Here is a 25,758-nt window from a genome sequence, read left to right on the forward strand (position 1 = left end):
CTCAACTTTCGCAGAGTGATATCGGCAAATAAGCCTTGATATAATTAGGAAGGCCAGCGATCCACTGTTCAAGTTGACTTTGAATTATTTTTTTGATTTTCTTATTCGTTTGTTTAAGTGCATCTTGAAGAAGCTCGATCAATTGCTGTAATGCGACAGCCCAATCAAGTTCATTTACTTCATCGCATAATTCGTAAAACAGACCACCTATTGTGCGTTGATCGGTATTACAGCGATTCTGCCACGACAGAACGATAAAACGAGAAAACACAATCGTTGTATGGCAAATAAGCGCGTCATATGAACGGCTTTGGAATTCTTTTTCAAGTTTCAAAAGAGATTTGGCCGCCTTAAAGAATACCTCGATATCCCAGCGCATTCCATAGATTCGGACGATCTCCTGTTCTGAAAGAGTGCAGTCTGTGCTGAGGATGGCAAGCCAGTCGCTTTTCTTATTTCTGTTTTGAATGAATACCACTTTAATTGGTGTTCCATTAGCCATGATCGTATGGATGGAACGAAGAATTCCTTTCTTGGATTGAATGGGTCCAGCTAGGCGGTATAGTTGCTTTAAAGAAACCATCTCCCCGTTTACGTTATAACGTTGTTTTGTTTCTTTGACCATACCAATTACGTCTAATCCTTGATCCACAATAGACTTTACAAGTGGTGGCAATGTAAACCAAGAATCCATAAGGACATAACTTGCATCTATCCCATTGGCTAATGCACGTTTAATCATGTCAGGAACTTGTTCAGGCTCAGTTTGTAATGCATTTTCTCGACGCTTGTATCCACAAGTACGTTTATCAATTTTTTCAGAGATACCATTGATTTGAGACTTTTTTGAACTGACTAAAGAAAAGTCAATTGGCATAAATGTATAGCCATCTGACCAGCCCAAAGTGAGCATACGAAACCCCTTAAAGAAACGCATTTTCAGGGAAGCATGATCAAAACAACGAGCGAGAAGCTCTACCTTTTTACTACGATTTCGGTCATACGCAGAATCATCGATAATCAGTACTTTTGGACGCTCTTTATTCGTAAGGCGAGTCACCTTTTGAATAGTAAAAATGCTCAACAGTAGTAAGAAACGGCGCCAATTAAAAGTTGATTGGTTTAAAAAGCGATAGACGGCATCTTTGGCTGGAAACTGATCGGCTTTCTTTGAATCAAGAAGTGAAAACCAATTTTTGTGCTGGAAAATCAAACAGAAAACAAGCTGAAATAAGTAGGAACAGCTGAAACCGAAGGATTTTTTAATTCCTGCTTGGCGCAGGTGTTTATTCATTTCAAGCTCAGAAAAAACCGAATTAAGTTCTTTTGGTAGTTGATTGTTTTGGCTATTTTGGTCTATCATATAGGGAGCACCTCTTCTGTATGGTAGTGTTTTCTCTACAATTACACTATACCAAAGAATGAGGTGTTATTTCATTTTATTAAACACTGTCAAGCAACATATTTAATAGACCATAGACGCAATACAACTAACGATTTGCACTTATTTTTTTGGTGCGAAAGTTGAGTTATTAGCTAATTTTGTGATTTCTCTTTCAAAGTCAAAGTTCTTCAAAACATCCTGTACGTTTTCGGAAAACCCATGTAAGTAAGCAAGGAAATTTTCTTCAATATTGTTCGGATCCGATAATAAATTTTCAAATGTATAATTGCTGATATTATAAAAAACATAACCAGATGCTTTTTGTAAAAATCCACCTTTTACTTCTAAGTGTTTCACCTTTTCATATGTCTCCAAAACTTTATCCCTCGTAGGTAATAAAGTGTCATGAAAGCGTTTAATTACTGTCATTGGTAAAATCACTTCGCCATACTCATGTGGCTTGTATAAGCCTCTTAGAGCATCAGCAATGCTCCAGATTAAATTTGCTTTTTCCTGTATATTTGTGCCTGTTTGAATATGTCTTAATTCTTCATTCATTGATTTATCCTCCATATATATAATCCATTATGCTTCTATTATTTATTATATCTTTGTTCTGATTTGCTCGGCTTTATTTTTCTTTTTAGCCCTAACAAGCGTAGATACCGAAATCCCAGTCATATCTTCCACTTGTTTATACGAATGATTATCTAGTAATGATAATGCATGATTAATTTGCTGCCTTGAAAATTTTTTTGGCCTCCCCTCTCGGAAGTCAGGATTCTGCTTTGCCAACATTTTCCCTTCTTGAGTTCGTTCTACAATCATATCTCGTTCAAACTCTGCAAACGCTGAGAAAATCGTGAAAATTAACCTTCCAGTGGGTGTATTTTCGATAACTCCCATATTCAATACATGAACTTTAATATTCCGTTCAAATAAATCTTTAATGATTTCAAGAGCATCTTGTGTACTCCGAGCAAAACGGTCTAGTTTTGTAACAACCAACGTATCTCCTTCTTGTAACATATCAATCAACTTCTGAAATTCAGGTCGCTTTTTGTTTGTCCCTGAATATTTTTCTGAGTATATTTTGTCACAGTTTTCATTCTCTAACTGTTTCAGTTGAACCTGTAAATCCTGATGCATCGTACTTACTCTTGCATACCCATATTTCAAATAACCACCCCTTTTCATTAAAATTTGAGATATATTTATGAACATAAGTATTGATTAAGCTTGATACCCCTATTTTATAGTACTATGGTATCATGTTCAATACTTTGAAGTTTTGACAATCTTTCAACTTGAACTTATCCATGAAATTGTCACTTTATTTATATAGAGAAGTACCTCGTCGTAAAATGACGAGGTACTGAAACTGTAATTACAACAAAAAAAAGCTGCCTAATGACAGCTTCGACTATTATTATTTTGCCACTCTAATTTTTTCCTTTAACAACAGCTGCTAGCACCGATTAAAACTAATCCAGCACCATTTTGATTTTCCTCTATATCTAATGTTAATTCTTCAGTACCCGTAACTTTTGAATCGAAGGCTACTTTAATTCCATTAATCGTTTCGATCTTATCCGATTCTATCGGTGGATCTAAGGTGATCGTAAATTGCGGGCCACAACATCCCGCAACAGTAGAAAGACGAATTCCTTCTGCTCCTTTTTCTTGTAAAAAGTTCTCTAACAGTTGTTTAGCCCCATCTGTAATTTTCATTTTATTTCTCTCCCTTTATATTTACTATGCATTTGGATAAATTCTTCTCAGTGTCTCTTTCATCTCTGGTTTCACACTAATTTTTGGCCGTACGTTCTTAGCCATCTCTTCTGCTTCTTCGATTGTACTTGCATTTCCCAAAGCCAATAATGTACCGATTGCAACAGTACCTGTACGGTTACTCCCACCTTGACAGTGGAAATAAACGTTTTTCCCTTCATTATACGCATTCACAACCTGTTCAATGGATTTCTTAACAGATTCATCTTGGCGTTCAGCATCGTCCACAATAGGGCTGTGTATACGATTATAATTAGAGCTAGCCTTTGGAGATTCTGCTCTTAAATCAAAGATGACATCTACTTTTTCATTTTTCATCATATCTTCTACATCATCTGCACCACCGATGTAAATACGTTCCTTTACTAATTCTTGATAATTCTTTGTTGTCATGTTTTCCCTCCTGCTATGATGATTTACTCCAATCATGAACTGCATTTCCTTCTAAATATCTTTCCGCATCTAGTGCTGCCATACATCCCGTACCGGCGGCAGTAATCGCTTGACGGTATTTTTTGTCTTGTACATCCCCACAAGCAAATACCCCCGGAACATTGGTTTCAGTAGTACCGGGTACAACATTGATATACCCTGTTTCATCTGTATCTATCTGACCATTCAAAAATGATGTATTTGGTTTATGTCCGATAGCGACAAAAATCCCATCCGTTTCAATAATCTCTTCTTCATTGGTCTCATTATTTTTCACTTTTAACCCTGTAACACCATTTTCTCCTGCCATTACTTCTAGTGGTGTTTTATTAAGTTTCCAAGATATTTTTGCATTTTCTCTCGCACGATCCTGCATAATTTTTGAAGCTCGGAGTTCATCTCTTCTATGGACAATGATGACTTCACTTGCAAACTTTGTTAGAAAATTCGCTTCTTCCATAGCAGAATCCCCACCGCCAACGATAATCACTTTTTTACCGCGAAAGAAAAACCCATCACAAGTGGCACATGTACTAACTCCGCGACCTATGTTCTCTCTCTCCCGGTATATTTAAAAGTTTTGCGGAAGCACCTGTTGAAAGGATAAGTGATTCCGTTTCAATTTCACCAATACCGTTAACATCTAAGCAAAATGGTTTCTTTGATAAATCTATATTTGTAACCCAGCCTCTTTTAAATTCAGCCCCAAAACGCTCTGCTTGCTTTCTCATATTCTCCATTAATTCTGGTCCCATGATTCCGTTAGGAAAACCCGGAAAGTTTTCAACCTCTGTTGTAAGAGTCAACTGTCCGCCCGGTTGATCACCTTCAATCACAACTGGTTTCATATTTGCTCTTGCAAGATAAATAGCAGCTGTTAACCCTGCTGGACCTGTTCCTAAAATCACCACTTTTTCCATACTCGATTCCCCCACTGATTAATGAATATAATCTTTTAGCTTGTTGTACCCAATTTTTTCTTCTGGTAACCACGGAATAACGGCACACTTTTCAGACTTGTTATCCCTCACTTCTTGAATCCATTCTTTTTCTGCCAATGCTTTCCCTTTTAAAATAGGATCGTTTGTATTAGTGGCAGATAAACTTTGATTAATGACCCACCATTTTGGATTTATACTTGCCCGTCTTAAATCGTCTTGTAATCTAGATGCTTCTAAAACAGGTGTCGCTTCTGCCAGTGTGACAATCACTACAGATGTTTCTTTTGGATTTCGAATTTGTGGCAACAGTTTTCTTGCACTTTCTGGCACTTCTCCTGTTGACCTTTCGATTTCTTTACTATAAGACTCTGAGGCATCTAATAATAGTAAGGTATGCCCTGTGGGTGCTGTATCAATGACGACAATCTCATTTTCCGATTTAGCTACAACTTCTGCAAAGGCTTGGAAAACGGCAATTTCTTCTGTACATGGTGATTCTAAATCTTCTCTTAAATAAGCAAGTCCAGCTTCATCTAAATCCTTACTCGATTTCGAAAGCACTTCAGCTTTGTACTTTTCAACCTCTTTTTTCGGACTAATGCTGCTAATGGTTAGGTTTTGATTTAGATGACCACTTTGGAATTGATAGTCCAAATGTGCTGCCGGATCTGTAGTGGTTAAATGGACCTGATGTCCTTTTTCAACTAAGCCAACTGCGATAGCTGATGCAACAGTTGTTTTTCCAACACCACCTTTACCCATTGTAAAAATCAACTTTGTACCTTTTACTGAAAAGTCATCAATGACAGCTTGTAATCCCGGAAGATTTACGGATGGAATTTCTTCATTCAAAGTTGCTAAAACTTTGGATGGTTTAAACAAGTTTCGAAGGTTTTCTACACCTGTTAAAGAATAGGAAACATACGGTAACGAGTACGTAATAGTCTCATGTAAATTATCCGGAATTTGTTTTAACGCATCTCTTTGTCGATGATAAAAAGCAGATGAGATTTCATCGTTCTCATTGTGATTTTGAAGAAGGCCATTTATAATGAGCATTTGGTTTTTAATTCCAATTTCTTTCAGTTCCTTTGAAGCACGATCTGCTTCTAAAAGAGATGAAACATCTGGTCTGGTTACCAATATAAGCGTCGTTTTAGAAGGGTTAGAAAGGGCAGATACTGCGTTTGAATAAAGACTCTTTTTATCTGCTAACCCAGATAAAGGGCCTAAACAGGATGCGCCATGCGTACTTTCTTCTAAAAATCCATTCCAAGCTGTTGGGAGTTGTAAAAGGCGTAACGTATGACCAGTTGGCGCTGTATCAAAAATAATATGGTCATATTGATCTGTAATTTCACTATTTGTAAGAAAACCCGTAAACTCATCAAATGCAGCAATTTCAACCGTACAAGCACCTGACAATTGTTCTTCCATCGTAGCCACTACTGCTTCTGGAAATTTATCACGATATGGACCAACCACACTTTCACGGTAAGCTTTTGCGGATGCTTCTGGGTCAATATTGCTTGCAAATAAATTTTCAACGGCTGGCACTGCTTTTGGGGTGCTTGTAAGTTCGATTCCAAATACATCTTGCAGATTAGAAGCAGGATCTGTACTTATTAACAATACACTTTTTCCACTATCCGCCAATGCTACTGCTGTTGCACAAGCTGTCGATGTTTTTCCTACTCCGCCTTTTCCTGTTAAAAATAAAAATTGAGTATCAACATGATTCGGACTAAATAATGGATACATATCTTTTGCCTTCTTTCGAATGGATTATAGTTGATTTAAATTAAACGAAATTCGTGATTTTGGTTTTTCATATAATTCTTCTGGTTTTACTCCAAACCATTCTGCAAATTCTTCATTTGTAGGGTAGCTTCCCACTTTTACTAACTTGTCATTAACTAAAACCACTGGTAAGGCATTCGGTCCTTTTTCTATAAATACACGGTTTATTTCTTCATTTTCCGCAAACTTATCAGGATCACTTGTTAGTTGGTATCGTTTAATATTAAAGCCCTTTGACTCTAATGAATAAACAGCAGACGCTACTCTAGTTAACTCTGGATCAACACTTGGTCCACATACTCCCGTGGAACAACACATTGCAGGATCAAAAATCTCAACTTTATTCATGTAAAAGCCTCCCAATATATTATTAAATAAGCATTTACTTATTTGTTTATTTAAAGAAAACCAAGAGGAAATCCTCTTGGTTATTCTATTGTCTGCTTATTCTCCCGTTTCCGCAAAGCGTTGGATTCTTTCACCAATTTCATCACGAACACGTTGGAATACAGCCCACTTTTCTTCCTCTGTACCTTCTGCTTTTGCGGGATCATCAAAGCCCCAATGATCACGTTTTACGTGTGGTGGTGTCATCGGACATTTATCCGCAGCATCTCCACATAAAGTTACAACAAAGTCCGCATTATTTAGAATTTCAGGATCTATAATGTCTGAAGTTTGATTTGAAATGTCAATACCTACTTCACTCATGGCTTTAACAGCATTTGGATTTAATCCATGTGCTTCAATTCCGGCACTTTTTACTTCCCATTCATCACTGAGATGCTTTTTAGCCCATCCTTCTGCCATCTGGCTACGGCATGAATTACCTGTACATAAGAAATAAATTGTTTTTTTAGACATAATATCATTCTCCTTTTAGATAATTAATAAAGTTAAAAACAGACCTAGTAAAGTGATAAATAAGATTGGGATTGTTAAAACAATACCCGTCTTGAAATAAGTTCCCCATGAAATTTTAACCCCTTTTTGAGATAGAACATGGAGCCACACTAAAGTTGCAAGAGAACCAATTGGTGTAATCTTTGGACCTAAATCAGATCCAATGATATTCGCATAAATCAGCGCCTCTCGGATAACACCTGAAGTATTGGTTTCAGCAATGGCTAATGCATCAATCATAACCGTTGGCATATTATTCATGATGGATGATAGGAAAGCTGCAATAAAGCCCATTCCTATCGTCGCAACAAATAACCCTTGCTCGGCAGTTGCCTGAATAACACTAGCTAATGAATTGGTTAGCCATGCATTTCCTAGACCATATACAACAATGTACATTCCAATTGAGAAAAACACGATATTCCACGGAGCGCCTTTAATAACTGCTTTTGTATTAACGACTTTACTCCTTCGAGCCACCAATAAAAAGACAATAGCAATTATCCCTGCCACAATTGAAACAGGAATATTAATGAATTCACTTGAAAAGTATCCAATTAGTAATATCCCCAAAACAACCCATGAGAGACGAAACATTTTTGGATCTTTAATGGCATCTATCGGTTGTCTTAATTTAGATAAATCATACGTTTTTGAAATGTTTTTTCTAAAATACACTAATAACACCGTAATCGTTGCAAGCAATGAGAATAAGTTCGGTATAACCATCCTAAAAGCATATTCTACGAACCCAATTCCAAAGAAATCGGCAGATACAATGTTAACTAAGTTACTGACAACAAATGGCAATGAAGTTGTATCTGCGATAAATCCACTTGCCATAATAAAAGGAAACACTAGTTTTTCTTTAAAATTCAAATTACGCACCATCGCTAGGACAATCGGTGTCAGGATTAAGGCAGCGCCATCATTAGCAAATAATGCAGCAACAATCGCTCCTAAAATACTGACATAGACAAACATTTTTACTCCATTACCTTTAGCAGCTCTTGCCATATGCAGTGCGGCCCATTCAAATAATCCAATCTCATCTAAGATTAATGAAATAATGATAATAGCGACAAAAGATAATGTTGCGTTCCAAGTAATGCCGATAACTTCGAACACATCGTTAAAACCGACTACACCCACTAGTAAAGCTAGGATGGCTCCACCACAGGCAGACCAACCGATATTCAATCCTTTAGGCTGCCAAATAACTAAAATGAGTGTTGCCAAAAAAATGACTGATGCTAATATTGCAGTTATCAAATTCCTTACCTCCATTAGTCACACGAGATACGTAACCCCTGTTCCTCTAATTCCTGTAGTTTATAATCTTGATTGGGAAGACGTTGCAGTAAATCTGTGATTAATGGATAATAGTCACTATCTTTATTCAATGAGTAAATAATCCATTGCCCTTTTCTAGTTTCCGTAACAATTCCAAGATCCTTCAATTTACGAACATGCTGACTAATAGCAGGTTGGCTCACTTTAAAAATTTCAACAAATTCGCAAACACAATAATCATTCGTGGCCAGCATTTTTACCATCGTTAATCTTGTCTTATCACCTAAGAGCTTTAAGATAGCTGCAACTTTTTCAATCTCTACCGTGGCTAATTGCAAGATGTACACCTCCCACATTGACCTAAATATAAACAAATAACAATTCGCTTATATAATAATTTACTTATATAATATTTCACTTATATATGTTTTGCAACTGTTTTTTTATTAATTTATTAAGAAAAAATGAAAACAAAAACCTTTGTAATATCAAAACAATTAATTCTTATACGCATCAATTTATGATAAAGTAACGATTGTATTTTATTTATTATTGTTAGGAGATTACAATGAATTTAATCGAAAAGTTATATACTTTTATTATTTTTTTAGCTGTAATTATTGGTTTAAGCATAGGACAAGTAGAACTAATACGAGCTAATGCGGAAAGTTTTATTGTCCCTATACTAGTAGCTATGTTGTATATTACTTTCTTACAAATTCCTATTGAAGAAATATGGATAGCTTTTAAAAACATTAAGTTTACATATACTTCAATCATTATAAACTTTGTTTGGACACCTATTTTAGCATGGCTACTAGCATTAGGTTTTTTAGGTGACAATCCAGCATTATATATTGGATTCATTATGCTGATGGTTACACCATGTACTGATTGGTACTTAATCTTCACAGGGATCGCAAAAGGAAATGTTGCATTATCAACAGCTATCTTACCTCTAAACTTAATCTTACAGGTCATTTTGTTGCCTATTTATCTTCTTATTTTTGGGGGAACAACAGGGGTTATAGAATTTTCATTTCTGATGGATAGTATTTTAATTGCTCTATTCTTACCTTTAGTTTTAGCTTTTCTAACAAAAATGGTCTTGAGAAACAAACAACAGTTAAGAGACAACCTTATCTCTAACCTCAGCGTGTTACCTATTATTTTTCTTAGTCTTGCTATCGTTGCGATGTTTGCTTCGCAAGGACAACTATTGCTTGATAACCTAGATTTAATGTGGCAAATCACCATTCCGATCCTTTTATTTTTCATCATTAATTTTGTTGTTGGCCAAAAGGTTGGACAGCTTATGAAGTTTCCATACAAGGACAGAGCAAGTCTGGGTTTAACTACTCTAGCAAGAAATTCTCCAATCGCTTTAGCAATTGCCATGACTGCATTCCCAGACCAACCTTTAATTGCTTTAACACTCGTTATTGGTCCTCTGTTAGAGTTGCCTATTCTTGCTATTGTTACTCAGCTTTTACTATTTATTTCCAAAGATAAACAAACATCATAATCATAAAAGCACATATCATTTTAAATAGATGTGTGCTTTATGTTTTATTACTGCATCTTGTTTTATTTGTTGAAAACGAAAGCAGTGAAAATTTATATCTAGCTCTTTTTATTAAGATATGTTTTTTATATAAGTTGTAACATTCCCTAAACAACAACTACCTTGTGGATTGTTTACCTCACAGCCACATCGGTTTTCTTTTATGTTTTCGCGAATATGTTCTACTGGTTTAGGAGTAAGTCCATTTTCCACATATTGTTTAATTTTTTCTTTTGTCCAATCAAAACAATAACAAATTGGTGTAGTTGCTGATTCATCTTTTTGATGTACAGCTACCTTCAAGTCAGATACAAGGTACTTTTTATTATTCGTATCAAAATAGACTACATCACAGACTTTATTTGAACAAAAATAATGATTTTCTTTAGCATTTAATGTTTCTAATGCAGATGGTTTAAGTAATGATTTTAGTGTAATTAACTTTACATTCTTAGCCTTATTTTTGCATGATGGACAACTACCATTATTTTCAACTTTTATTTCTTTGACGTTACTACAACAATCCCCCATAATACTTCTACCTTTAAAAATTTATTATTTCGTAAATTTTCTACTGTTTTCTTTTCTTAATTCATTAAAGCCTCGATAATAGGACATTCGTAAATATTTTTGTTTTCAGGACATCTTTCTTTAAGGTCTATCAACATTTGTTCATTTTTTTTAGATCTTCAATTTTACGCTGGATGTCCCCTAATTTAAGAACAGTGAAATCATATATGTCACGGCACTTTGTTTCGTTGTGATCAACAACCCCTAGCAATTTGTCAATTTCATTTAAGGTAAAACCCAATTCCTGCATCCGTTTTATGAAATGTAATCGATCAACCGTTTGTGGAGAATACATTCTGTATCCTTTTTCGGTACGATTTGGCACTGGAATTAAACCTAAACGCTCATAATACCGAATAGTCTCCTTGTTAACACCACACTTTTCAGCTAGTCCCCCAATACGATATCGCATCTATCTCACCTCAAATATATTATAAACCCTGTACCATAGTACAGGGTCAAGGGAAGTTCTATTTACTATAGTATCGACCACTTCCAACTGCTATTTTTCAATAAACCTAATTATTGTTCACAAAAAGTTAATAATAAAAAACAACAAAACTATAAAACTAGTTTTATACTTATAGTAGGAGGTTGAAACATATGCATATGGAAATACCACTTTCAACAAAAACAACTGTAAAAGATAATCAAGAAACAAAAAACATTGTAAATCAATCTGAAGAAGAACTACCATTTTTAAAAGAAAATGATAAACGAATGGAAAAAGCAGAGTTTTTCAAAGCGTTGGGGGATGAGACGCGATTAAGAATTATTGGGATGTTAGCGATTGATGACTTATGTATGTGTGAAATAGTATCTGGTTTGGATATTCCAACCTCTACTGTTTCACATCATTTGAAACTCCTAGAAAGAGGAAATGTGATTAGGTCTCGGAAAGAAGGACGTTTCACCGTCTATCGTCTGCAAAGAGAAAAGGTTCTTCCTTATTTAAGGTAAGAACAATAGAAAGAAGGAAAATATTATGGAGATATTTTCGTGGCTGAATGACCAGCTTCTCAAAATGGAATGGCTTTCTGATCTAGTCAAATTGCTTGTGCAAAGAGTTTTTCAACTTCCTATTGAAGAAAGACTCGGAGGAAGTATACATTTTTTTATCTATGACACCATTAAAATTTTTATTTTAATGACTGTTTTAATCTTTTTCATATCCTATATCCAAAGTTATTTTCCACCTGAAAGGACAAAAAAACTTTTGGGCGGGATCAAAGGGATAAAAGGAAATATTCTCGGTGCATTACTTGGAACGATTACTCCCTTCTGTAGTTGTTCCAGTATACCCATCTTTATCGGTTTTACATCTGCAGGTTTACCATTAGGTGTCACTTTTTCTTTTTTAATTTCTTCACCGATGGTAGACCTTGCTTCTTTTCTTTTATTAACGTCATTCTTCGGAGTGAAAATCGCTGCCATTTACGTAATTGTTGGTTTAATCCTTGCCGTAATTGGCGGTACACTTATTGATAAATTGAATTTAGGAAATCAGGTAGAATCCTTTGTAACATCAGGACACAGCAACATAGATGGACAAATAGAAGAGTTAACTTATAAGGACAGAATCAACTATTCTGTTGAACAGGTAAAGTCCATCTATAAAAAGGTTTGGTACGCCATTCTTATTGGTGTTGGAATTGGTGCATTGATTCATAATTGGATTCCACAATCGGTTATTGAAACAGTTATCGGAGAGAACAACCCATTTGCTGTTTTAATTGCAACCCTTGTTGGCATACCTATTTATGCTGATATTTTTGGAACTTTACCAATTGCAGAAGCTTTATTTGGAAAAGGTGTAGAAATAGGAACCATCCTTTCTTTTATGATGGCCGTTACAGCTTTATCCCTGCCTTCTCTAATTATGTTAAGTAAAGTAGTGAAGCCAAAATTATTAGCTACTTTTATCGCTATATGTGCTTTAGGAATTATTATTATTGGTTACACATTTAATTCGCTGGATTTCCTATTTTCATAGGGATTACCATATTTTTCACCATATTATATTGTTAAGGAGATGCTTAAATTGATTATTAAAGTATTAGGACCCGGTTGTGCAAATTGTAAAAGATTAGCAAACAATGTAGAAGTAGCAATTGAAGAACTTGGTATAGATGCTGCTATTGAAAAAGTAACAGATTTTAAGGAAATTGCAAAATATGGGGTTATGAGTACACCTGCACTCGTTGTTGACGAACAGTTAATAGTTTCAGGAAAAGTGCCTAAATCTGAGGAAATAAAAAAGTATCTACAATAGATTTAAATAAAAGGATCGGTTATTCGTAAAAATAAACAACCGATCCTTTTTTATCCTTCTAATGAGTAAATGGTCTGGGGGAGTAATTGTGATTCTGTAATGAGCTAAGCTTACACAAGGCATAATTAACCCCCTCTTATAATGAAATCCGTTAGTCAGACGTTATCATCTAATATTTCAATAACAAATTTTGTCTCAAGCTCTTCAACAACTTGCCAATCAGAAGCAGTTGTGTCTGGTCTGATTGGATCACATTCAGAACCAGTTCCAATTTTATCAACAATAACAATCATTTTAAAACAACTCCTTAATCATAAAGTTTTCAAAACGTGTCTCTAAATCTCGCTTACTTTTTATATAAAAAGCTTTATTAATATTCCTTGTTATAAAGTCATTATCGATACTTTCCTGCTCTAATACGTATAGCCTCAATACATACATCTACTAACTTTTCATCGTTCACAGCACAAATGATTTCCGCTACCGAAACCTTATAATCATTATAAAGAGACATTCCTAAATCAACCATTCTTATGGTTGAACCTGTCAACGCAGCAGCATTATGACCACGTTCATCGTCAAAAATATCAGCAAGGGGACCACAGCTTAGATCAATATTATCCTTACAAAAACATTTAAATACTTCGGGGTATGAAGCGATATAAATATTTGCTTCATACTCTAAATCTTTACCGTGGCTTAAAGCATATAATTGCATCAGCCATTTATAATTTTCTAAATGTTCATCGTTAGCAAAATACATATTATTCCCCTTCCTTTATTCAAAAATAAGATAACTACTACCGACAACAAAAATATCAATTCATTTCTTCTATATAAAAATGACTTTGCTACAATTCTATTAATTATCCACAAACTACCATTACACTTTCTCTGGGAATAATTAAAATTCACTATTGAGTACACAAAAGTACACAGTCATTTATTATTTTAGTATTATGAAACCCTTTTGTTACAGTCTTTCTTCGTCAAAGTACAGAAAGTACCCAGAGTACTCTAATTTAATTATCACTCTACTAAATAAAAAAATATTATTTTATTAGAACATTTTCCGGAGAATTACATGTACATTATTATTTAGAGTACTTTGAGTACTTTGAGTACCAATATGTTTAAATACTTTATTTATCAACATCTATTGCAGTACACAGAATCTAACTTTGTTGAATCATTTGCGTACTTTGGGTACTGCAAGGATTTTCAATTGTAAAATCAAACCCTAACTCCTTAATACAAGACGGATTCAAAACAACTGCAGTGAATTTATTATTACCATGCTTGATTTGTTTATAATCAACAACTTTTTCATTTCGTGTAAACTGTTGGGTATACCCTCTCTTTGCCCACTCACGCCTAATCATTTTTTCTTCAGGTCCAAGAAATTTCTTTAAGAAACTTGGCATCAAGCAAATCGTGTTGTGATGATAAACGGCCTTTATATCATTAGGTAGATTATCATAATAGATATCATTTCTTGTACTATCTAACTCATATAACATTTGTTCAAGTATCTCTTTAGGCTTATCCAGTGCATGATTTTCCTTTGCTATTTCATCAAAAAGGCAGACTAGTGTATTTAAATCTATATCAAAATTAAAACCTTTATTTAAAACTGAACCTGTAAAATGAACAGATGCATAGTATAGACTTAACCTTGTTAAAACTTCGTTATCCTTCGATTTTTTCATATATAATTCTTTGAATTTATAAAACTCGCGAATGAAAATGTTCCTTTTCTCCCGCCAATATTTTATAAATTCAACACCAATAGCCCCATGATTTTCGTTCATTGCCTTATATATATCCGAAAAAAATTGATGATCGACTTTAACAAACGGTTGATCTACAATTGAGATAATCCTTGCCGCCGCACCCCCCGCCTTTGCAGCGTAATCCGCTAAGGAAACTTCACCAGTACTTATCAAAATATTGTTCCAAGTCGCTTCTCTTTGTGATCCCTTTAGACTTCCTCTACCTTTAGAGCGACCACCGCTAAACATATAAATAACTGATTGTAATATTCGTTCATCAGCCTTTCGAGTATCGTCCATAAATAAAGGAAAACTATTTAAGAACCCAGCCTTACGCTCTATGGAAACTCTGGTTGCATTCCATTCGTTTATTAAGCTCTCACTGCCCCAAACACTTCTAGCAACCTGTAAGGATGTTGACTTCCCCTGTGAAGTTGGCCCGGATAGGTCTATAATAAAAGGACTTACTTCTAAATCGTGTAAAATAACTGATGCAAAAGAAGCCAAAACAATAAATAGCACTTTGGGGTACGCCTTAATTCGATCCAATACTTCATTTTTCCAAGTTTCTGGAGTCCCTTTTATTTCGAACCCTTCAAGTAACTGGCGTTCTCCAATGTCGTTAGGTACAATCTCCACACCACAAGACTCTAATGGATGAATAAAGTTATTCTTAATACGGCCTAACCTCTCAACCATATGGCAATGTTCCAACCCATTGAATGATAAATACTTATCAAAATAGTTAATCAAATCTTTGTAATTTATATCGTTTACAGAAAAACCTTTATCTGCTAATGTTAGTAGTTCTTTTCTAGTGGATAGAGTACTGGCCGGTACAATTTCATGTTTTTCTTGCCCCCGATTCATCCACGTTATCTCATAATGAACGCTGTTTCTTTCGATATTTGAAAACTCTTTTATTATCTTTGGAGCCATACGTGAAACTATTACCTCTTCTTCAACTTCCACCCCTTTTACTTTTCTGGTCACAGTCTTAAATAGCTTGTTACCAGCTATGAAATAAGGTAATGGGACCATTGTATTGGAAGAATGTGCATCAGCGATATTATTTTTCATTCCGATTGCGATAGGACTGTTAATGATATTAGAATATTTACAACCGTTACATACACCAAACTCTTCGTTAATTGAACTGCAGGTTCTTGGTTTCATTTTTGAGCGAATTTCTGTTATTTTTCGATTCGTTTCACTTTCTGTGTAACTTGGATGTCCCACACTCCATTCATGACAAATCTTTTCATAACTTTCACAATAAGCGCCGATTGAAAGTGCAGCCATCCATTCGGAATATGTAGCACTCTCTTTGTTATCTAAGTAAGATTGAATGAAATTACAACCTTCTATAATGGGTTTAACTTTTGCATCTGGCAGTTGAGGCTTTCTATCTTTTATCCCATGATTGTTATTTGAAGGGTTTTTTATTTCCAATTCTTCGATTGCATTGCGCAATTCCATTAATGAATAGCGGTGATCAGACATTTTCAAGGTGCTTACTAACTTCGGTTGTTCCTTACGATTATATGTACCCGGAACCCTCAAAACCCTTGCTAAGTCACTTGTATTATCAATGTGAAGTCCTTTTTCTTTTGCTAATCGAATGAATACTGATTGAAATCTCTTCAGCATTCTATCAGCACTTTCACGATCATTTTCCGTTAATATACGTACTGCTTCATCAAACAACCAATAACAATGCCATCCACCACCACTATTAATCATAATAGACGGCTCTAAAGGAAATGTATCTAATATAACTTTTGCTTCTTGTTCATTTGGAAGGTTCTTAGCTGCATGTTTTCCACCCTTTATATCAATTTCCACCCACACACCGGGTAAATATAAAATATCCGTGTTTCTACCTCTCTCATACTTACCAAGTCGTTCTTTTCGTAAACCCACACCAATATATACGTTATATTCCTTAGCTAACATCGTTGAATCAAAAGCAGCTGTTTCTATTTCCTTAACTTCATACCATTTAGTTTCTTTATTTTCAGAAGTCCACAAAGAAAGAAAACCATTATTAATTTTGCCATATAAAGCATTAAAAAAATCACTTGCTAGTTTTATGCTTTGGCTTTCATTCATAATATCACCATCATTTCGTACAGTATTAATTGTTAAAATCTACTTAAATTTTCTAGATCAAAATTATGGTCTTTTGATATATTGGTAGTGTATTAATTTTTAAAAATCAATGTTGGAGCATTGAATTCGACCTTTGTAATAATCTGTTGTTCTGCTTGATTACAATTAATTAAATTCGGTTAAAAACTTAGTTTATTTTTCAGTATAAATGGTTGAAACTAGCAAATAGATTAAGCGTCTGTCCACTACTATTTTTTTATTTATCTATTTACCTCTATAACTAGTTGTCTATACTTCTTTTTACCATTCGTTCATAATTTCTCTTATCACACGTTTCGATTCTTCATAAAACCAGTACCTCTTACCTTTTTCTTTTCTTCTTTCCAATAATTTCATTCGTGGATCACGTAAAAACTCAACTTCTAAGGTTGATCTACTCATACATGTTCGTTTAGACATTTGATCAACATCCCAAATAAATAACGCTTCTTCTATAGACTCTTCTAGTTTTTGATTAATATAATTTCTAACCTCATCTTGATTAACATCAACTTTTATCTGTGCCATTTGCATGTAATCTTCCTCCGCTTTTTGTTTTTTTGTTAAAACAAATTATTTCTCCATTTTCTCGTAAAACTTTAAATGGACTTAATTTGTTTCATATTCGTAAGTTAATATAGTTTGTTTAACATTCTGATTGATTTTTAATGCATTCGTTAATTATTAAACAAACAAATCAAACTTTTGTTAAACTTATAATAACAACACTTTGTTTTATCAGGCAAAAAATAACCCTCGGAAATTTTTCAAACATTTAAAGTTGCTATTTTTATATCAATATTAGATAATAATTATCAAAGAGGTGGGGATATGAATTATGCAGATTTATTAAGATGTTATATTAAAAAATCAAGATTAACTTTAGATGAAATATCATTAAAACTTAGACAACAAGGAATAGCAGCAACAAAACCTTATTTAAGTAAACTTCAAAATGGAAAAACCCCTCCAGCAAGTGATAAATTGAATCAGGCACTTGCAGAAATCACAGATGGAGATGCCAAAAAGTTACAGTGGGCCTCATTTGTTGAAAAGGCGCCAGAAGATGTTAAAAGGTTCTTTACTTTAGTAGAAAATCCATTAATGTTTTCTCTATTAAAAGTAGAAGAAAAATTCCCCGGATTTTTAGAGGGTAAATATAAAGGTAGTAATCTTACCAAAGAGATTATGTATTCCGAAGAGTTTAAGCAGTTTTACGATTTATTTGGAGCTTTTATTGAAGGCATAGAAAAAGAGAATCAAAACCCTATATCAAAAGAGGAATATGAGGAAATATATAAAGAAGAACCACCATTAGAAAAGGGAAAAGTTATTCAAATTAATCTATATGAGGCTTATCTAGATCATGCTAAGAAAACTATAAATAAAACTCCTGACCAACTACTAGATGATGTTACATTCTTTAATGTATATACAGAAGCCTTTCATGCCCTTGAATTAAGATTAGACCAAATAATAGCAAACTCTATAATAAGAAACGGTGCTGAACCTGAATGGGCTACAGAATACATTGAAGGTCTTTCATTAAGAGAAAAGCTTGAGTCTGATCTAAAAATACATTTAGGTTATGATATTACTGCTGAATCATTTTATACGGATTTAGTGAACATTATTAAACTAAGGAAGCAACCTGCTAACCCTTTAGCTAAAACAGAAAAAAAGACCGCAGAAAACATAATAAATATAATTGAAAATGCTATTAAAGCCATTAATCTAAAAGTTAATGAAAATGGTTTTGAATGACATTATTAAATTTTAGGAGGTGATGCCGTTTAATATCAATCCCCCATAAGCGTCTGTCCACGTTTGAAAGGGAAGATATTCATGAAAAAATACAAGTCCAAAAAAGATAATGATTTATACTATTACTTTAATGTTAAAAATGAAAAATTATGGGGATACCGTTATCGATATTATGATGCTCTCGGAAAAAGGAGAGAAAAGTCTCAACAGGGATTAAAGTCCGAAAAAGTTGCATACCGTGCCTTACTTGAAGTAAAGGCTAGTATTCTCAATGGTGAAGTAAAGCAAGTGGAGAATTCGAATTTAACAGTCTCAGAGTGGCTGGATATTTGGTTTGAAACTCATAAAAATGACTGGGAAATTACAACACAATTGCAACGAGAAAATGCTATTAAATATCAAATGAAGCCGATGCTTGGAAAATATAAGTTAGCCGAATTAGACAAGACCACCTATAAACGAGTATATATTAATAAACTTTTGGATTATTATGAACCTAGTACAGTACAATTATTTCATCGGCTCTTTAAGGTTGCGATTAACGCAGCAGTGGATGATGAAATTATTCCACGCAATCGTTTCAAGAAAATAACCATTCCAGTTGAAGAGGTAAACGATAACTTTCTCACAGCTAAGGAATTGAATGAATTTCTTAAAGCTGCTAAGGAATTAGAGAATATTACTAATTACACACTCATCTTACTTTTAGCATATACAGGTGTGAGGAAAGGTGAAGCTTTAGGGTTAAAGTGGAATAATATAGACTTAGAAAATAATAAAATTACCGTTGAACGTACTAGAGATAAAAAAGGGGCCCGTACTCCTAAAACGAAAAATAGTTACCGGACTATCAGAGTTGATAATATTTTAGTAAGCCAATTAAAACTGTACCGTACTTGGTGCAAGATGACAAAGCTATCATTCGGTAAACACATTTCAGACGATGACTTTGTTTTTATCTCATATCAATCTGGTACTCCAACCGGAGAAAACACATTAAAATATAGTTTTGACCGAATCATCAAAAAAACGAAGTTAAAACGAATTACTCCACATGGATTACGTCATACCCATGCAACTATTTTGATTAGCCAGAAACAACCTGTTAATGTTATTGCTGATCGGTTAGGTAATACACCCCAAATGATTTGGGATACTTACGGTCACATCTTTAAAGAGATGGAAGAAGAATCAGTTATTGCATTCAGCCAAGCATTACATTTCTAATATTGGGGGAGGTTTTGGGGGAGGTTTTCAATATAACCGCCTCAAGCCTTGAAAACACTAGGGTTTGTAGGACTATTGAGTTCTACTCTCGTTAATAGAATTGTTATATTTAGAAAATCCCTGATTCCATATGGAATCAGGGATTTTCTATTTTAGTGAAGATGCTTAAAAAGAATTATTTATTATTCGATGCTTTTATTAAAACTCTCTTTCTTCTCCCATTGGGAAAAGCAGCGCTCCCCAATCAATCTTCTCTTTTTTTCGCGGCCTTCTCACAAGGATATTATTAATATAAAGTCCTTCCTCATAAAAAAATGTCGCTACTTGGACTTGATGAAAAAACGGAAAGAACAATTCTTTTATTCTAATCTCTAAGTCCCTTGTGTATTTAATGTTTGGCAGACTAATTTGAATAACCGTTTTATCCCGTTTTTGTTCATACACTAGCCAGTATTCATGCACTACTTGAGATATTATCTTTTGAAATTCTATATTGTTCTTTTCACAAGTATAGCTCTCCCTCTCACCTAAAACCCTTGGATTCTTGAATAACTCTATAACTCCCTCATTTTGAACACCTAGACTCCATTCTGGCGAAACGAGATCACCAGTTAGGATTGTCGGAAAGACATCCATTCGATCCTCGACTTTCATCTGTTTCTCTATATAATTTATTATCGCAAAATAAGAGGAACGAATATCCCGGCGTTTTACTTTTGTTACTATTTGATCGTATATTTCTTGACGCAAATTAGTTAGAGTCACAACATTATTTTTCCATCTTACTTTATCGAAAAGCATTTGAAATTCCGGTATTACATAACTGCTTTCAAAATGGCTTAAAGGGTACTGGAAGGCAATGGAGTAATGGTCTTTTTCATAATACTTCATCATAAACATCCGCATTACTATATACTCTAAAAAAGGAGACGGTACATTTAATACTTCACTGTTTAATTTCATCGCTTATACAGGAGAGGTAAATCTATTCTACATCTACCCGTTTCTCCCTCCCTTAATTAATTGTTTATGTCTATAAGTATAAATCATTTTATAGAATAAACAGATTGCAATTGGAAGAAAATATATCTTTTTCACATTTTAGACAATATTTTGTAACAAAATGTTGCCATTAGAAAAAGAGGAAGCAATAAGATAGAACCTTCACAATTGAATATTTAGCTTGAGCATATACAGTTTCTCCCTTTCATAAAAAAAATGCCTCAAAAGTAATCCTTTTGAGGCATTTCCCTTTAAAACTTAATTAAATAATATTTTTTCTTTCCACGTCGAATGACAGTAAACTGTCCTTCAATCCGATCTTCCTCTGTCAGGACATAATCTAATGCCTGTTTCCGTTCCCCATTAATATAGACAGCTCCATTAGTTATATCTTCACGCGCTTGTCTTTTCGAAGATACAATCCCTGCTGCTACAAGTAAATCTACAAGAAGGGCTTCTCCCTCTTTATGTTCATATGTCGGCACATCTTTAAAACCTTGTTTTATTTCTTCTGCAGTTAAGTTTTTTATATCACCGCTAAACAATGCTGCAGTTATCTTTTGTGCTTGTTCAAGTGCCACTTCGCCATGAATTAATTTTGTCATTTCTTCTGCCAATGTTTTTTGTGCCTTACGTAGATGTGCTTCCTCTTGTACCGATTTTTCTAATGCTTCTATTTCTTCTTTTGAAAGGAAAGTAAAGAATTTTAGATATTTAATTACATCTGCATCGGCAGTATTAATCCAAAATTGATAAAACTCATATGGAGTTGTTTTTTCAGGATCTAACCAAACTGCTCCACTTTCCGTTTTCCCAAACTTAGTGCCATCTGCTTTTGTTACAAGAGGTATCGTTAACCCGTAGGCCTTTGCACCTTCTGGCATATTCTTTCTAATTAATTCTAATCCAGTTGTAATATTTCCCCATTGGTCGCTGCCGCCAATTTGCAATTTGCAATCATGGTTTTCATATAAATGTAAAAAGTCCAATGCTTGTAATATCGTATACGTGAATTCTGTAAAGGAAATTCCTGTTTCCAAACGATTCGCAATCGTATCTTTTGCTAACATATAATTGATACCAATATGCTTTCCATAATCACGTAGGAAGGTTACAATATCCATCTTCCCTGCCCAGTCATAGTTATTAACCATTACTGCACCATTTGCTCCATCAAAATCAAAGATTCTTTCTAATTGAGATTGCAAGCATTTCACATTGTGTCCAATAACGTCTAATGTTTGCAGCTTTCTTTCTTCGCTTTTTCCACTTGGGTCTCCAATTAAACCAGTTGCCCCACCGACTAATACAATTGGTCGATGCCCAGCATTTTGAAAACGTCTTAATGTTAGAAATGGCAGTAAATGGCCAATATGCATACTATCAGCAGTTGGATCCACTCCACAATACAAACTAGTCATTCCTTTTGCTAATTGCTCTTTCAAGCCATCTTCGTCTGTTTGTTGATAAATAATCCCTCTCCACTGAAGATCTTCTAGTAAGTTCATTTATATTCCTCCATTAATTATAAGTAGTTGTACTTATCATATTTTTCGTTATTGTTGATAGGTAACGCAAAAAAGTCCCTGCAATTAAATGCAGGGACGCCAAATTAGCGCGGTACCACCCAAAACTTGAGAAAATGATTCTCCACTTTAATTAGAATAACGGTTTCTACCGTTCACTGCTACTAATACACAAATATGCGCAATTTTCCCAGTGAAAGCTCCAGGAGGTAATTCATCCTTTTATTTATACCATTTTCCACCAACCAATGGCTCTCTGTTTCTAGTGATAAAAGAACTACTTCTTCCCTTCAAAGCAATAACGAATCAATATATAGTTAGCTTATTTTTACCATAGTAAAGCTATTAATGTCAAACAATTATTCGAAAAAAGAGGAAAAATACCGAACTCTGTCTATATTCCCTTCTTCTTTATGCTATAATGTATGTGATTTTAGGGGGAATGATACATGAATGAAAGGCCGAAGTGGAAAAATGCATTAAACCATTTTAAAAACTTCTTCACCAATAAAAGAACAATAAAAGGAGCCCGTGTAACCTATGAGGTAACATGGAATGTTACCTTGCTGTTTATCATTATTATCGTGATAGGCGGGGCATTTGGCCTCGGAATTGGTGCAGGATACTTTGCATCACTTGTTAAAGATGAGCCAATTCGTCCTTATGCTTCCATGCAAAAAGAAATTTACAATTATGAAGAAACATCCGAACTATACTTTGCCAACAATGATTTTCTAGGAAAAGTTCCTACTGACCTTGAAAGAGAAGAAGTAAAAATTAAAGATGTTTCATCCTATTTAAAGGATGCTGTGATTGCTACAGAGGATGAAAATTTCTATACCCATAACGGAGTAGTCCCAAAAGCAATTTTCCGTGCATTATTTCAAGAAGTTGCTAACACTTCCACTCAATCAGGAGGAAGTACGTTAACACAACAATTGATAAAGAATCAAATCTTAACAAATGAAGTATCTTTTGAAAGAAAAGCTAAGGAAATATTACTAGCGCTGAGGCTAGAGAAATTTTTTGACAAGGATGAAATATTAGAAGCATACTTAAATGTTTCAACTTTTGGAAGAAATTCTTCTGGCAGAAACATTGCTGGTGTACAAGCAGCAGCAAACGGAATCTTTGGAGTGGAAGCTAAAGACTTAACATTGCCGCAGGCTGCATTTATTGCAGGACTCCCGCAAAGTCCATTTGGTTATACTCCTTTTACCCAAGAAGGAAAGCTAAAAAAGAACTTAGAACCTGGTTTAAATCGAATGAAAACCGTTTTAAACCGAATGTATGATCAAGAAAAAATTTCTAAAAAAGAATATGAAGCTGCTATAGCATATGATATAACGGAGGATTTTATTGGTCCTAAAAAAAGTCCAATTGAAGAATATCCTGCTTTAACTATTGAGATACAACAAAGAAGTATAGAAATTATTGCTGAGCTGTTAGCAAAAGAAGACGGATATACAAAAGAAGACTTACAAGCAGATGACATATTAGCAGAACAGTACAACATAATTGCAGACCGTCAAATCCATCAAAATGGCTATAAAATTCATAGCACTATTAATAAGAAAATTTATGATATTCAACAAGAAACGGTTAAAAACTCTCAACTATTTGGTCCAGACAAGCCACAACAAGTGATTGATCCAGAAACGAATGAAAAAGTAACCATTATGGAACCAGTAGAAACGGGAGCAATTCTAATAGAAAATAAAACCGGAGCGATTATCAGCTTTGTTGGGGGACGTGATTATAATCGAGAAGCGACAAACCATGCTACAAGCAGTGTTAGACCAAATGGATCAACAATGAAACCACTACTAGTATATGCTCCTGCCATTGAACTAGGCACATTATCACCAGGTAGTGTTCTTCCAGACTTACCATTAAAGTTAAACCCTAGTACACCAGGAAAAGTATGGCCAAACAACTATGATTTTCGGTTCCATGGGTTGGTAACAGCAAGATATGCATTGCAACAATCCTATAACGTTCCTGCTGTTAAGGCATATATTGATATCATGCCGCAAAACCCAATGAAATATCTAGAAAAAATGGGTATTACTACTTTAGATGAACAAGATTATTCTACAAGATCTGCCGCTATCGGAGGGCTTTCATATGGGTTAACTGTTGAAGAAAATACAAATGCATTTTCTACATTTGCTAATAGCGGTAAACATATTGATGCATATATGATTGAAAAAATTGAAGATAAAGATGGAAATATTATTTATCAACATGAAGTACAGCCCGTGGATGTATTTAGTCCACAAACTGCATATTTAACATTAGATATGATGAGAGATGTTATTAATCAAGGAACAGCAGCTGCTGTAAATGGCCGCTTAAAATTCCACTCAGATTGGGCTGGAAAAACTGGTACAACACAGGATTTAAATGATTCTTGGTTAATTGCCACCAATCCGAATGTTACATTCGGAGTATGGACCGGCTATGATACACCAAAATCATTAGAAACATCTGGCTTATCATACAGTAAACGTAATAATTATTTATGGGCAGATTTATTGAACGCTGCATACGACATAGCACCTGAGCTCATTGATCCTTCAGAAACCTTTAAAATGCCTGGTGGAATCGTAAGACAATCTGTTTGTTCTATTTCTGGACTACTTCCTTCTGAGGGCTGCTCCAAAGCTGGGTTAGTTACTACCGATTTATTTAAATCTGGTACTGTTCCATCCAAAAAGGATGATAGCTTAGTTGCTGGTAAATATGTTGAGATTAACAATAAAAAATACATGGCCTTAGATTCAACACCAAGTGAATTTGCCGAAGAAGGATTAATGTTAAATCCAGATTACATTGAAAAATTATTTGGTATACGCATTAGTGATTCAAGTATATTAAGCGAAAATAATCCAAAGCTGAAGAATCTTATCATTCCAAATAATAAGATTGAAGACAATGGTAAGGCACCTAATGCACTGAAAATAAGTCAAAAAGGTGATACGATTACATGGAGCAAACATAATGAAAAAGATGTTATTGGCTATCGTGTATATAAGGATGGAAAAAAGGTACAAAGCATAAAAGCAGGCAATACATTGAGCTTTAAAGCAAGTAATGGAACCTTTATCGTTAAGGCTGTTGATATTGCGGGGAAAGAATCAAAAGCATCAAATGAAATTGTTATAGGAAAAGTGCAAGAAGAACAAAAAGAAGAAAAATCCGACAATAAAAAAGAAAATAATGAAGAAAACACGAAACAAGAGAACCAGCAAAACAATGCAGAACAAACCAAGGATGATGGTGAGAAAGAGAATAATTAAAGCATATTTGAGGGGAGAATCATCATTGATTCTCTCTTCTTTTTATCCTTATTACAAACACCAT

The 25,758-nt window shown here is 34.4% G+C and carries 23 protein-coding genes, 3 pseudogenes and 1 other annotated feature; of the genes and pseudogenes, 7 read left to right on the plus strand and 19 right to left on the minus strand.

Annotation, left to right across the window (positions count from 1 at the left end):
* Window position 1: 1 nt before the first annotated feature.
* The 11 genes and pseudogenes from ADJ83_RS17800 to ADJ83_RS17850 all read right to left on the minus strand — a co-directional run bounded on the left by ADJ83_RS17800 (window position 2) and on the right by ADJ83_RS17850 (window position 8,882).
* Window positions 2–1,363: an IS4 family transposase gene (locus tag ADJ83_RS17800; protein WP_048717268.1), complete on the minus strand. Its 1,362-nt coding sequence runs from the start codon at window positions 1,361–1,363 to the stop codon at window positions 2–4.
* A 165-nt stretch (window positions 1,364–1,528) separates the two neighbouring features.
* Window positions 1,529–1,942 (minus strand): annotated as a pseudogene (locus tag ADJ83_RS17805) (type I restriction-modification system subunit M N-terminal domain-containing protein); the annotation flags it as partial.
* A 45-nt stretch (window positions 1,943–1,987) separates the two neighbouring features.
* Window positions 1,988–2,563, minus strand: coding sequence for a recombinase family protein (locus ADJ83_RS17810; RefSeq protein ID WP_031540542.1), 576 nt, complete (start codon window positions 2,561–2,563; stop codon window positions 1,988–1,990).
* 276 nt (window positions 2,564–2,839) lie between these two features.
* A complete protein-coding gene (locus ADJ83_RS17815) occupies window positions 2,840–3,115 on the minus strand; it encodes an adhesin (protein WP_031540541.1) in 276 nt (91 codons plus the stop codon).
* 24 nt (window positions 3,116–3,139) lie between these two features.
* Window positions 3,140–3,568, minus strand: a complete 429-nt coding sequence (locus tag ADJ83_RS17820) for a protein-tyrosine phosphatase family protein (RefSeq protein ID WP_031540540.1) — start codon at window positions 3,566–3,568, stop codon at window positions 3,140–3,142.
* 13 nt (window positions 3,569–3,581) lie between these two features.
* Window positions 3,582–4,527 (minus strand): annotated as a pseudogene (gene trxB / locus ADJ83_RS17825) (thioredoxin-disulfide reductase).
* A gap of 18 nt (window positions 4,528–4,545) precedes the next feature.
* Complete coding sequence (arsA, locus tag ADJ83_RS17830; RefSeq protein ID WP_031540539.1) at window positions 4,546–6,309, minus strand: arsenical pump-driving ATPase; 1,764 nt, start codon at window positions 6,307–6,309, stop codon at window positions 4,546–4,548.
* Between the two features lie 24 nt (window positions 6,310–6,333).
* Window positions 6,334–6,696: an arsenite efflux transporter metallochaperone ArsD gene (gene arsD, locus ADJ83_RS17835; RefSeq protein ID WP_031540538.1), complete on the minus strand. Its 363-nt coding sequence runs from the start codon at window positions 6,694–6,696 to the stop codon at window positions 6,334–6,336.
* A gap of 96 nt (window positions 6,697–6,792) precedes the next feature.
* Window positions 6,793–7,212: an arsenate reductase (thioredoxin) gene (arsC, locus tag ADJ83_RS17840; protein WP_031540537.1), complete on the minus strand. Its 420-nt coding sequence runs from the start codon at window positions 7,210–7,212 to the stop codon at window positions 6,793–6,795.
* Window positions 7,213–7,227: 15 nt separating this feature from the next.
* Window positions 7,228–8,523 (minus strand): arsenic transporter, encoded by a 1,296-nt coding sequence (locus ADJ83_RS17845; protein WP_081836750.1) that lies wholly within the window; start codon window positions 8,521–8,523, stop codon window positions 7,228–7,230.
* 14 nt (window positions 8,524–8,537) lie between these two features.
* The gene (locus ADJ83_RS17850) at window positions 8,538–8,882 is read right to left on the minus strand and encodes an ArsR/SmtB family transcription factor (protein WP_031540535.1); all 345 of its coding nucleotides are present in this window, start codon (window positions 8,880–8,882) and stop codon (window positions 8,538–8,540) included.
* Window positions 8,883–9,112: 230 nt separating this feature from the next.
* Between ADJ83_RS17850 and ADJ83_RS17855 the strand changes: the two genes are divergently transcribed.
* The gene (locus tag ADJ83_RS17855) at window positions 9,113–10,069 is read left to right on the plus strand and encodes an arsenic resistance protein (protein ID WP_031540534.1); all 957 of its coding nucleotides are present in this window, start codon (window positions 9,113–9,115) and stop codon (window positions 10,067–10,069) included.
* A gap of 111 nt (window positions 10,070–10,180) precedes the next feature.
* Here the strand turns inward: ADJ83_RS17855 and ADJ83_RS17860 are convergent, their stop codons facing one another.
* Together ADJ83_RS17860 and merR1 are read right to left on the minus strand one after the other, a co-directional pair.
* Window positions 10,181–10,639 (minus strand): putative iron-sulfur cluster-binding metallochaperone, encoded by a 459-nt coding sequence (locus ADJ83_RS17860; RefSeq protein WP_031540533.1) that lies wholly within the window; start codon window positions 10,637–10,639, stop codon window positions 10,181–10,183.
* A gap of 56 nt (window positions 10,640–10,695) precedes the next feature.
* A pseudogene (gene merR1 / locus ADJ83_RS17865) lies at window positions 10,696–11,090 on the minus strand (mercury resistance transcriptional regulator MerR1).
* A 191-nt stretch (window positions 11,091–11,281) separates the two neighbouring features.
* Here merR1 and ADJ83_RS17870 point away from each other — a divergent pair.
* From ADJ83_RS17870 to ADJ83_RS17880, 3 genes are read left to right on the plus strand one after another with little or no spacing between them, the layout of a single operon-like run.
* Entirely contained in the window at window positions 11,282–11,638 is a 357-nt protein-coding gene (locus ADJ83_RS17870) for an ArsR/SmtB family transcription factor (protein ID WP_042354773.1), read from the plus strand.
* Window positions 11,639–11,663: 25 nt separating this feature from the next.
* On the plus strand, window positions 11,664–12,671 hold the full coding sequence (locus ADJ83_RS17875) for a permease (protein ID WP_031540531.1): 1,008 nt from the start codon (window positions 11,664–11,666) through the stop codon (window positions 12,669–12,671).
* A 48-nt stretch (window positions 12,672–12,719) separates the two neighbouring features.
* Window positions 12,720–12,950 (plus strand): thioredoxin family protein, encoded by a 231-nt coding sequence (locus ADJ83_RS17880; protein WP_031540530.1) that lies wholly within the window; start codon window positions 12,720–12,722, stop codon window positions 12,948–12,950.
* Window positions 12,951–13,105: 155 nt separating this feature from the next.
* Here ADJ83_RS17880 and ADJ83_RS25735 read toward each other — a convergent pair whose 3' ends face one another.
* The 4 genes from ADJ83_RS25735 to ADJ83_RS17895 all read right to left on the minus strand — a co-directional run bounded on the left by ADJ83_RS25735 (window position 13,106) and on the right by ADJ83_RS17895 (window position 17,407).
* Window positions 13,106–13,243, minus strand: coding sequence for a hypothetical protein (locus ADJ83_RS25735; RefSeq protein WP_155986811.1), 138 nt, complete (start codon window positions 13,241–13,243; stop codon window positions 13,106–13,108).
* A gap of 101 nt (window positions 13,244–13,344) precedes the next feature.
* Entirely contained in the window at window positions 13,345–13,713 is a 369-nt protein-coding gene (locus ADJ83_RS17885) for a hypothetical protein (protein ID WP_031540529.1), read from the minus strand.
* A 412-nt stretch (window positions 13,714–14,125) separates the two neighbouring features.
* Window positions 14,126–16,834 (minus strand): DUF927 domain-containing protein, encoded by a 2,709-nt coding sequence (locus tag ADJ83_RS24465; RefSeq protein ID WP_051641038.1) that lies wholly within the window; start codon window positions 16,832–16,834, stop codon window positions 14,126–14,128.
* Between the two features lie 300 nt (window positions 16,835–17,134).
* Entirely contained in the window at window positions 17,135–17,407 is a 273-nt protein-coding gene (locus tag ADJ83_RS17895) for a hypothetical protein (protein WP_031540527.1), read from the minus strand.
* A 297-nt stretch (window positions 17,408–17,704) separates the two neighbouring features.
* Here ADJ83_RS17895 and ADJ83_RS25905 point away from each other — a divergent pair, with 297 nt between their 5' ends.
* Window positions 17,705–18,637 carry a hypothetical protein gene (locus ADJ83_RS25905; RefSeq protein WP_065429129.1) on the plus strand — a complete coding sequence of 311 codons (933 nt, stop codon included), beginning with the start codon at window positions 17,705–17,707 and terminating at the stop codon, window positions 18,635–18,637.
* A gap of 81 nt (window positions 18,638–18,718) precedes the next feature.
* A complete protein-coding gene (locus ADJ83_RS17905) occupies window positions 18,719–19,864 on the plus strand; it encodes a tyrosine-type recombinase/integrase (RefSeq protein WP_031540525.1) in 1,146 nt (381 codons plus the stop codon).
* 198 nt (window positions 19,865–20,062) lie between these two features.
* Here the strand turns inward: ADJ83_RS17905 and ADJ83_RS17910 are convergent, their stop codons facing one another.
* On the minus strand, window positions 20,063–20,758 hold the full coding sequence (locus tag ADJ83_RS17910; protein ID WP_109768559.1) for a hypothetical protein: 696 nt from the start codon (window positions 20,756–20,758) through the stop codon (window positions 20,063–20,065).
* A gap of 359 nt (window positions 20,759–21,117) precedes the next feature.
* Window positions 21,118–22,374: a tyrosine--tRNA ligase gene (tyrS, locus tag ADJ83_RS17915; RefSeq protein ID WP_031540523.1), complete on the minus strand. Its 1,257-nt coding sequence runs from the start codon at window positions 22,372–22,374 to the stop codon at window positions 21,118–21,120.
* 89 nt (window positions 22,375–22,463) lie between these two features.
* Window positions 22,464–22,695: a binding site (T-box leader), on the minus strand.
* A 146-nt stretch (window positions 22,696–22,841) separates the two neighbouring features.
* On the opposite strand from tyrS, the gene ADJ83_RS17920 reads away from it, so the two are divergent.
* Entirely contained in the window at window positions 22,842–25,694 is a 2,853-nt protein-coding gene (locus ADJ83_RS17920) for a transglycosylase domain-containing protein (protein WP_048718571.1), read from the plus strand.
* Window positions 25,695–25,758: the final 64 nt, after the last annotated feature.

Origin of the sequence: Bacillus sp. 522_BSPC (assembly GCF_001076885.1) — a bacterium.
Taxonomy (GTDB): Bacteria; Bacillota; Bacilli; order Bacillales; family Cytobacillaceae; genus Niallia; species Niallia hominis.

Bases quoted from the DNA above. Each gene is read 5' to 3' on its own strand.
- ADJ83_RS17895 (WP_031540527.1), bottom strand. From the start codon at position 17,407: ATGCAAATGGCACAGATAAAAGTTGATGTTAATCAAGATGAGGTTAGA.
- ADJ83_RS17920 (WP_048718571.1), top strand. From the start codon at position 22,842: ATGAATGAAAGGCCGAAGTGGAAAAATGCATTAAACCATTTTAAAAAC.
- ADJ83_RS17875 (WP_031540531.1), top strand. From the start codon at position 11,664: ATGGAGATATTTTCGTGGCTGAATGACCAGCTTCTCAAAATGGAATGG.
- arsD (WP_031540538.1), bottom strand. From the start codon at position 6,696: ATGAATAAAGTTGAGATTTTTGATCCTGCAATGTGTTGTTCCACGGGA.
- ADJ83_RS17855 (WP_031540534.1), top strand. From the start codon at position 9,113: ATGAATTTAATCGAAAAGTTATATACTTTTATTATTTTTTTAGCTGTA.
- ADJ83_RS25905 (WP_065429129.1), top strand. From the start codon at position 17,705: ATGAATTATGCAGATTTATTAAGATGTTATATTAAAAAATCAAGATTA.
- ADJ83_RS17870 (WP_042354773.1), top strand. From the start codon at position 11,282: ATGCATATGGAAATACCACTTTCAACAAAAACAACTGTAAAAGATAAT.
- ADJ83_RS17820 (WP_031540540.1), bottom strand. From the start codon at position 3,568: ATGACAACAAAGAATTATCAAGAATTAGTAAAGGAACGTATTTACATC.
- arsA (WP_031540539.1), bottom strand. From the start codon at position 6,309: ATGTATCCATTATTTAGTCCGAATCATGTTGATACTCAATTTTTATTT.
- ADJ83_RS25735 (WP_155986811.1), bottom strand. From the start codon at position 13,243: ATGATTGTTATTGTTGATAAAATTGGAACTGGTTCTGAATGTGATCCA.
- ADJ83_RS17910 (WP_109768559.1), bottom strand. From the start codon at position 20,758: ATGATGAAGTATTATGAAAAAGACCATTACTCCATTGCCTTCCAGTAC.
- tyrS (WP_031540523.1), bottom strand. From the start codon at position 22,374: ATGAACTTACTAGAAGATCTTCAGTGGAGAGGGATTATTTATCAACAA.
- ADJ83_RS17800 (WP_048717268.1), bottom strand. From the start codon at position 1,363: ATGATAGACCAAAATAGCCAAAACAATCAACTACCAAAAGAACTTAAT.
- ADJ83_RS24465 (WP_051641038.1), bottom strand. From the start codon at position 16,834: ATGAATGAAAGCCAAAGCATAAAACTAGCAAGTGATTTTTTTAATGCT.
- ADJ83_RS17885 (WP_031540529.1), bottom strand. From the start codon at position 13,713: ATGTATTTTGCTAACGATGAACATTTAGAAAATTATAAATGGCTGATG.
- ADJ83_RS17815 (WP_031540541.1), bottom strand. From the start codon at position 3,115: ATGAAAATTACAGATGGGGCTAAACAACTGTTAGAGAACTTTTTACAA.
- ADJ83_RS17860 (WP_031540533.1), bottom strand. From the start codon at position 10,639: ATGGGGGATTGTTGTAGTAACGTCAAAGAAATAAAAGTTGAAAATAAT.
- arsC (WP_031540537.1), bottom strand. From the start codon at position 7,212: ATGTCTAAAAAAACAATTTATTTCTTATGTACAGGTAATTCATGCCGT.
- ADJ83_RS17905 (WP_031540525.1), top strand. From the start codon at position 18,719: ATGAAAAAATACAAGTCCAAAAAAGATAATGATTTATACTATTACTTT.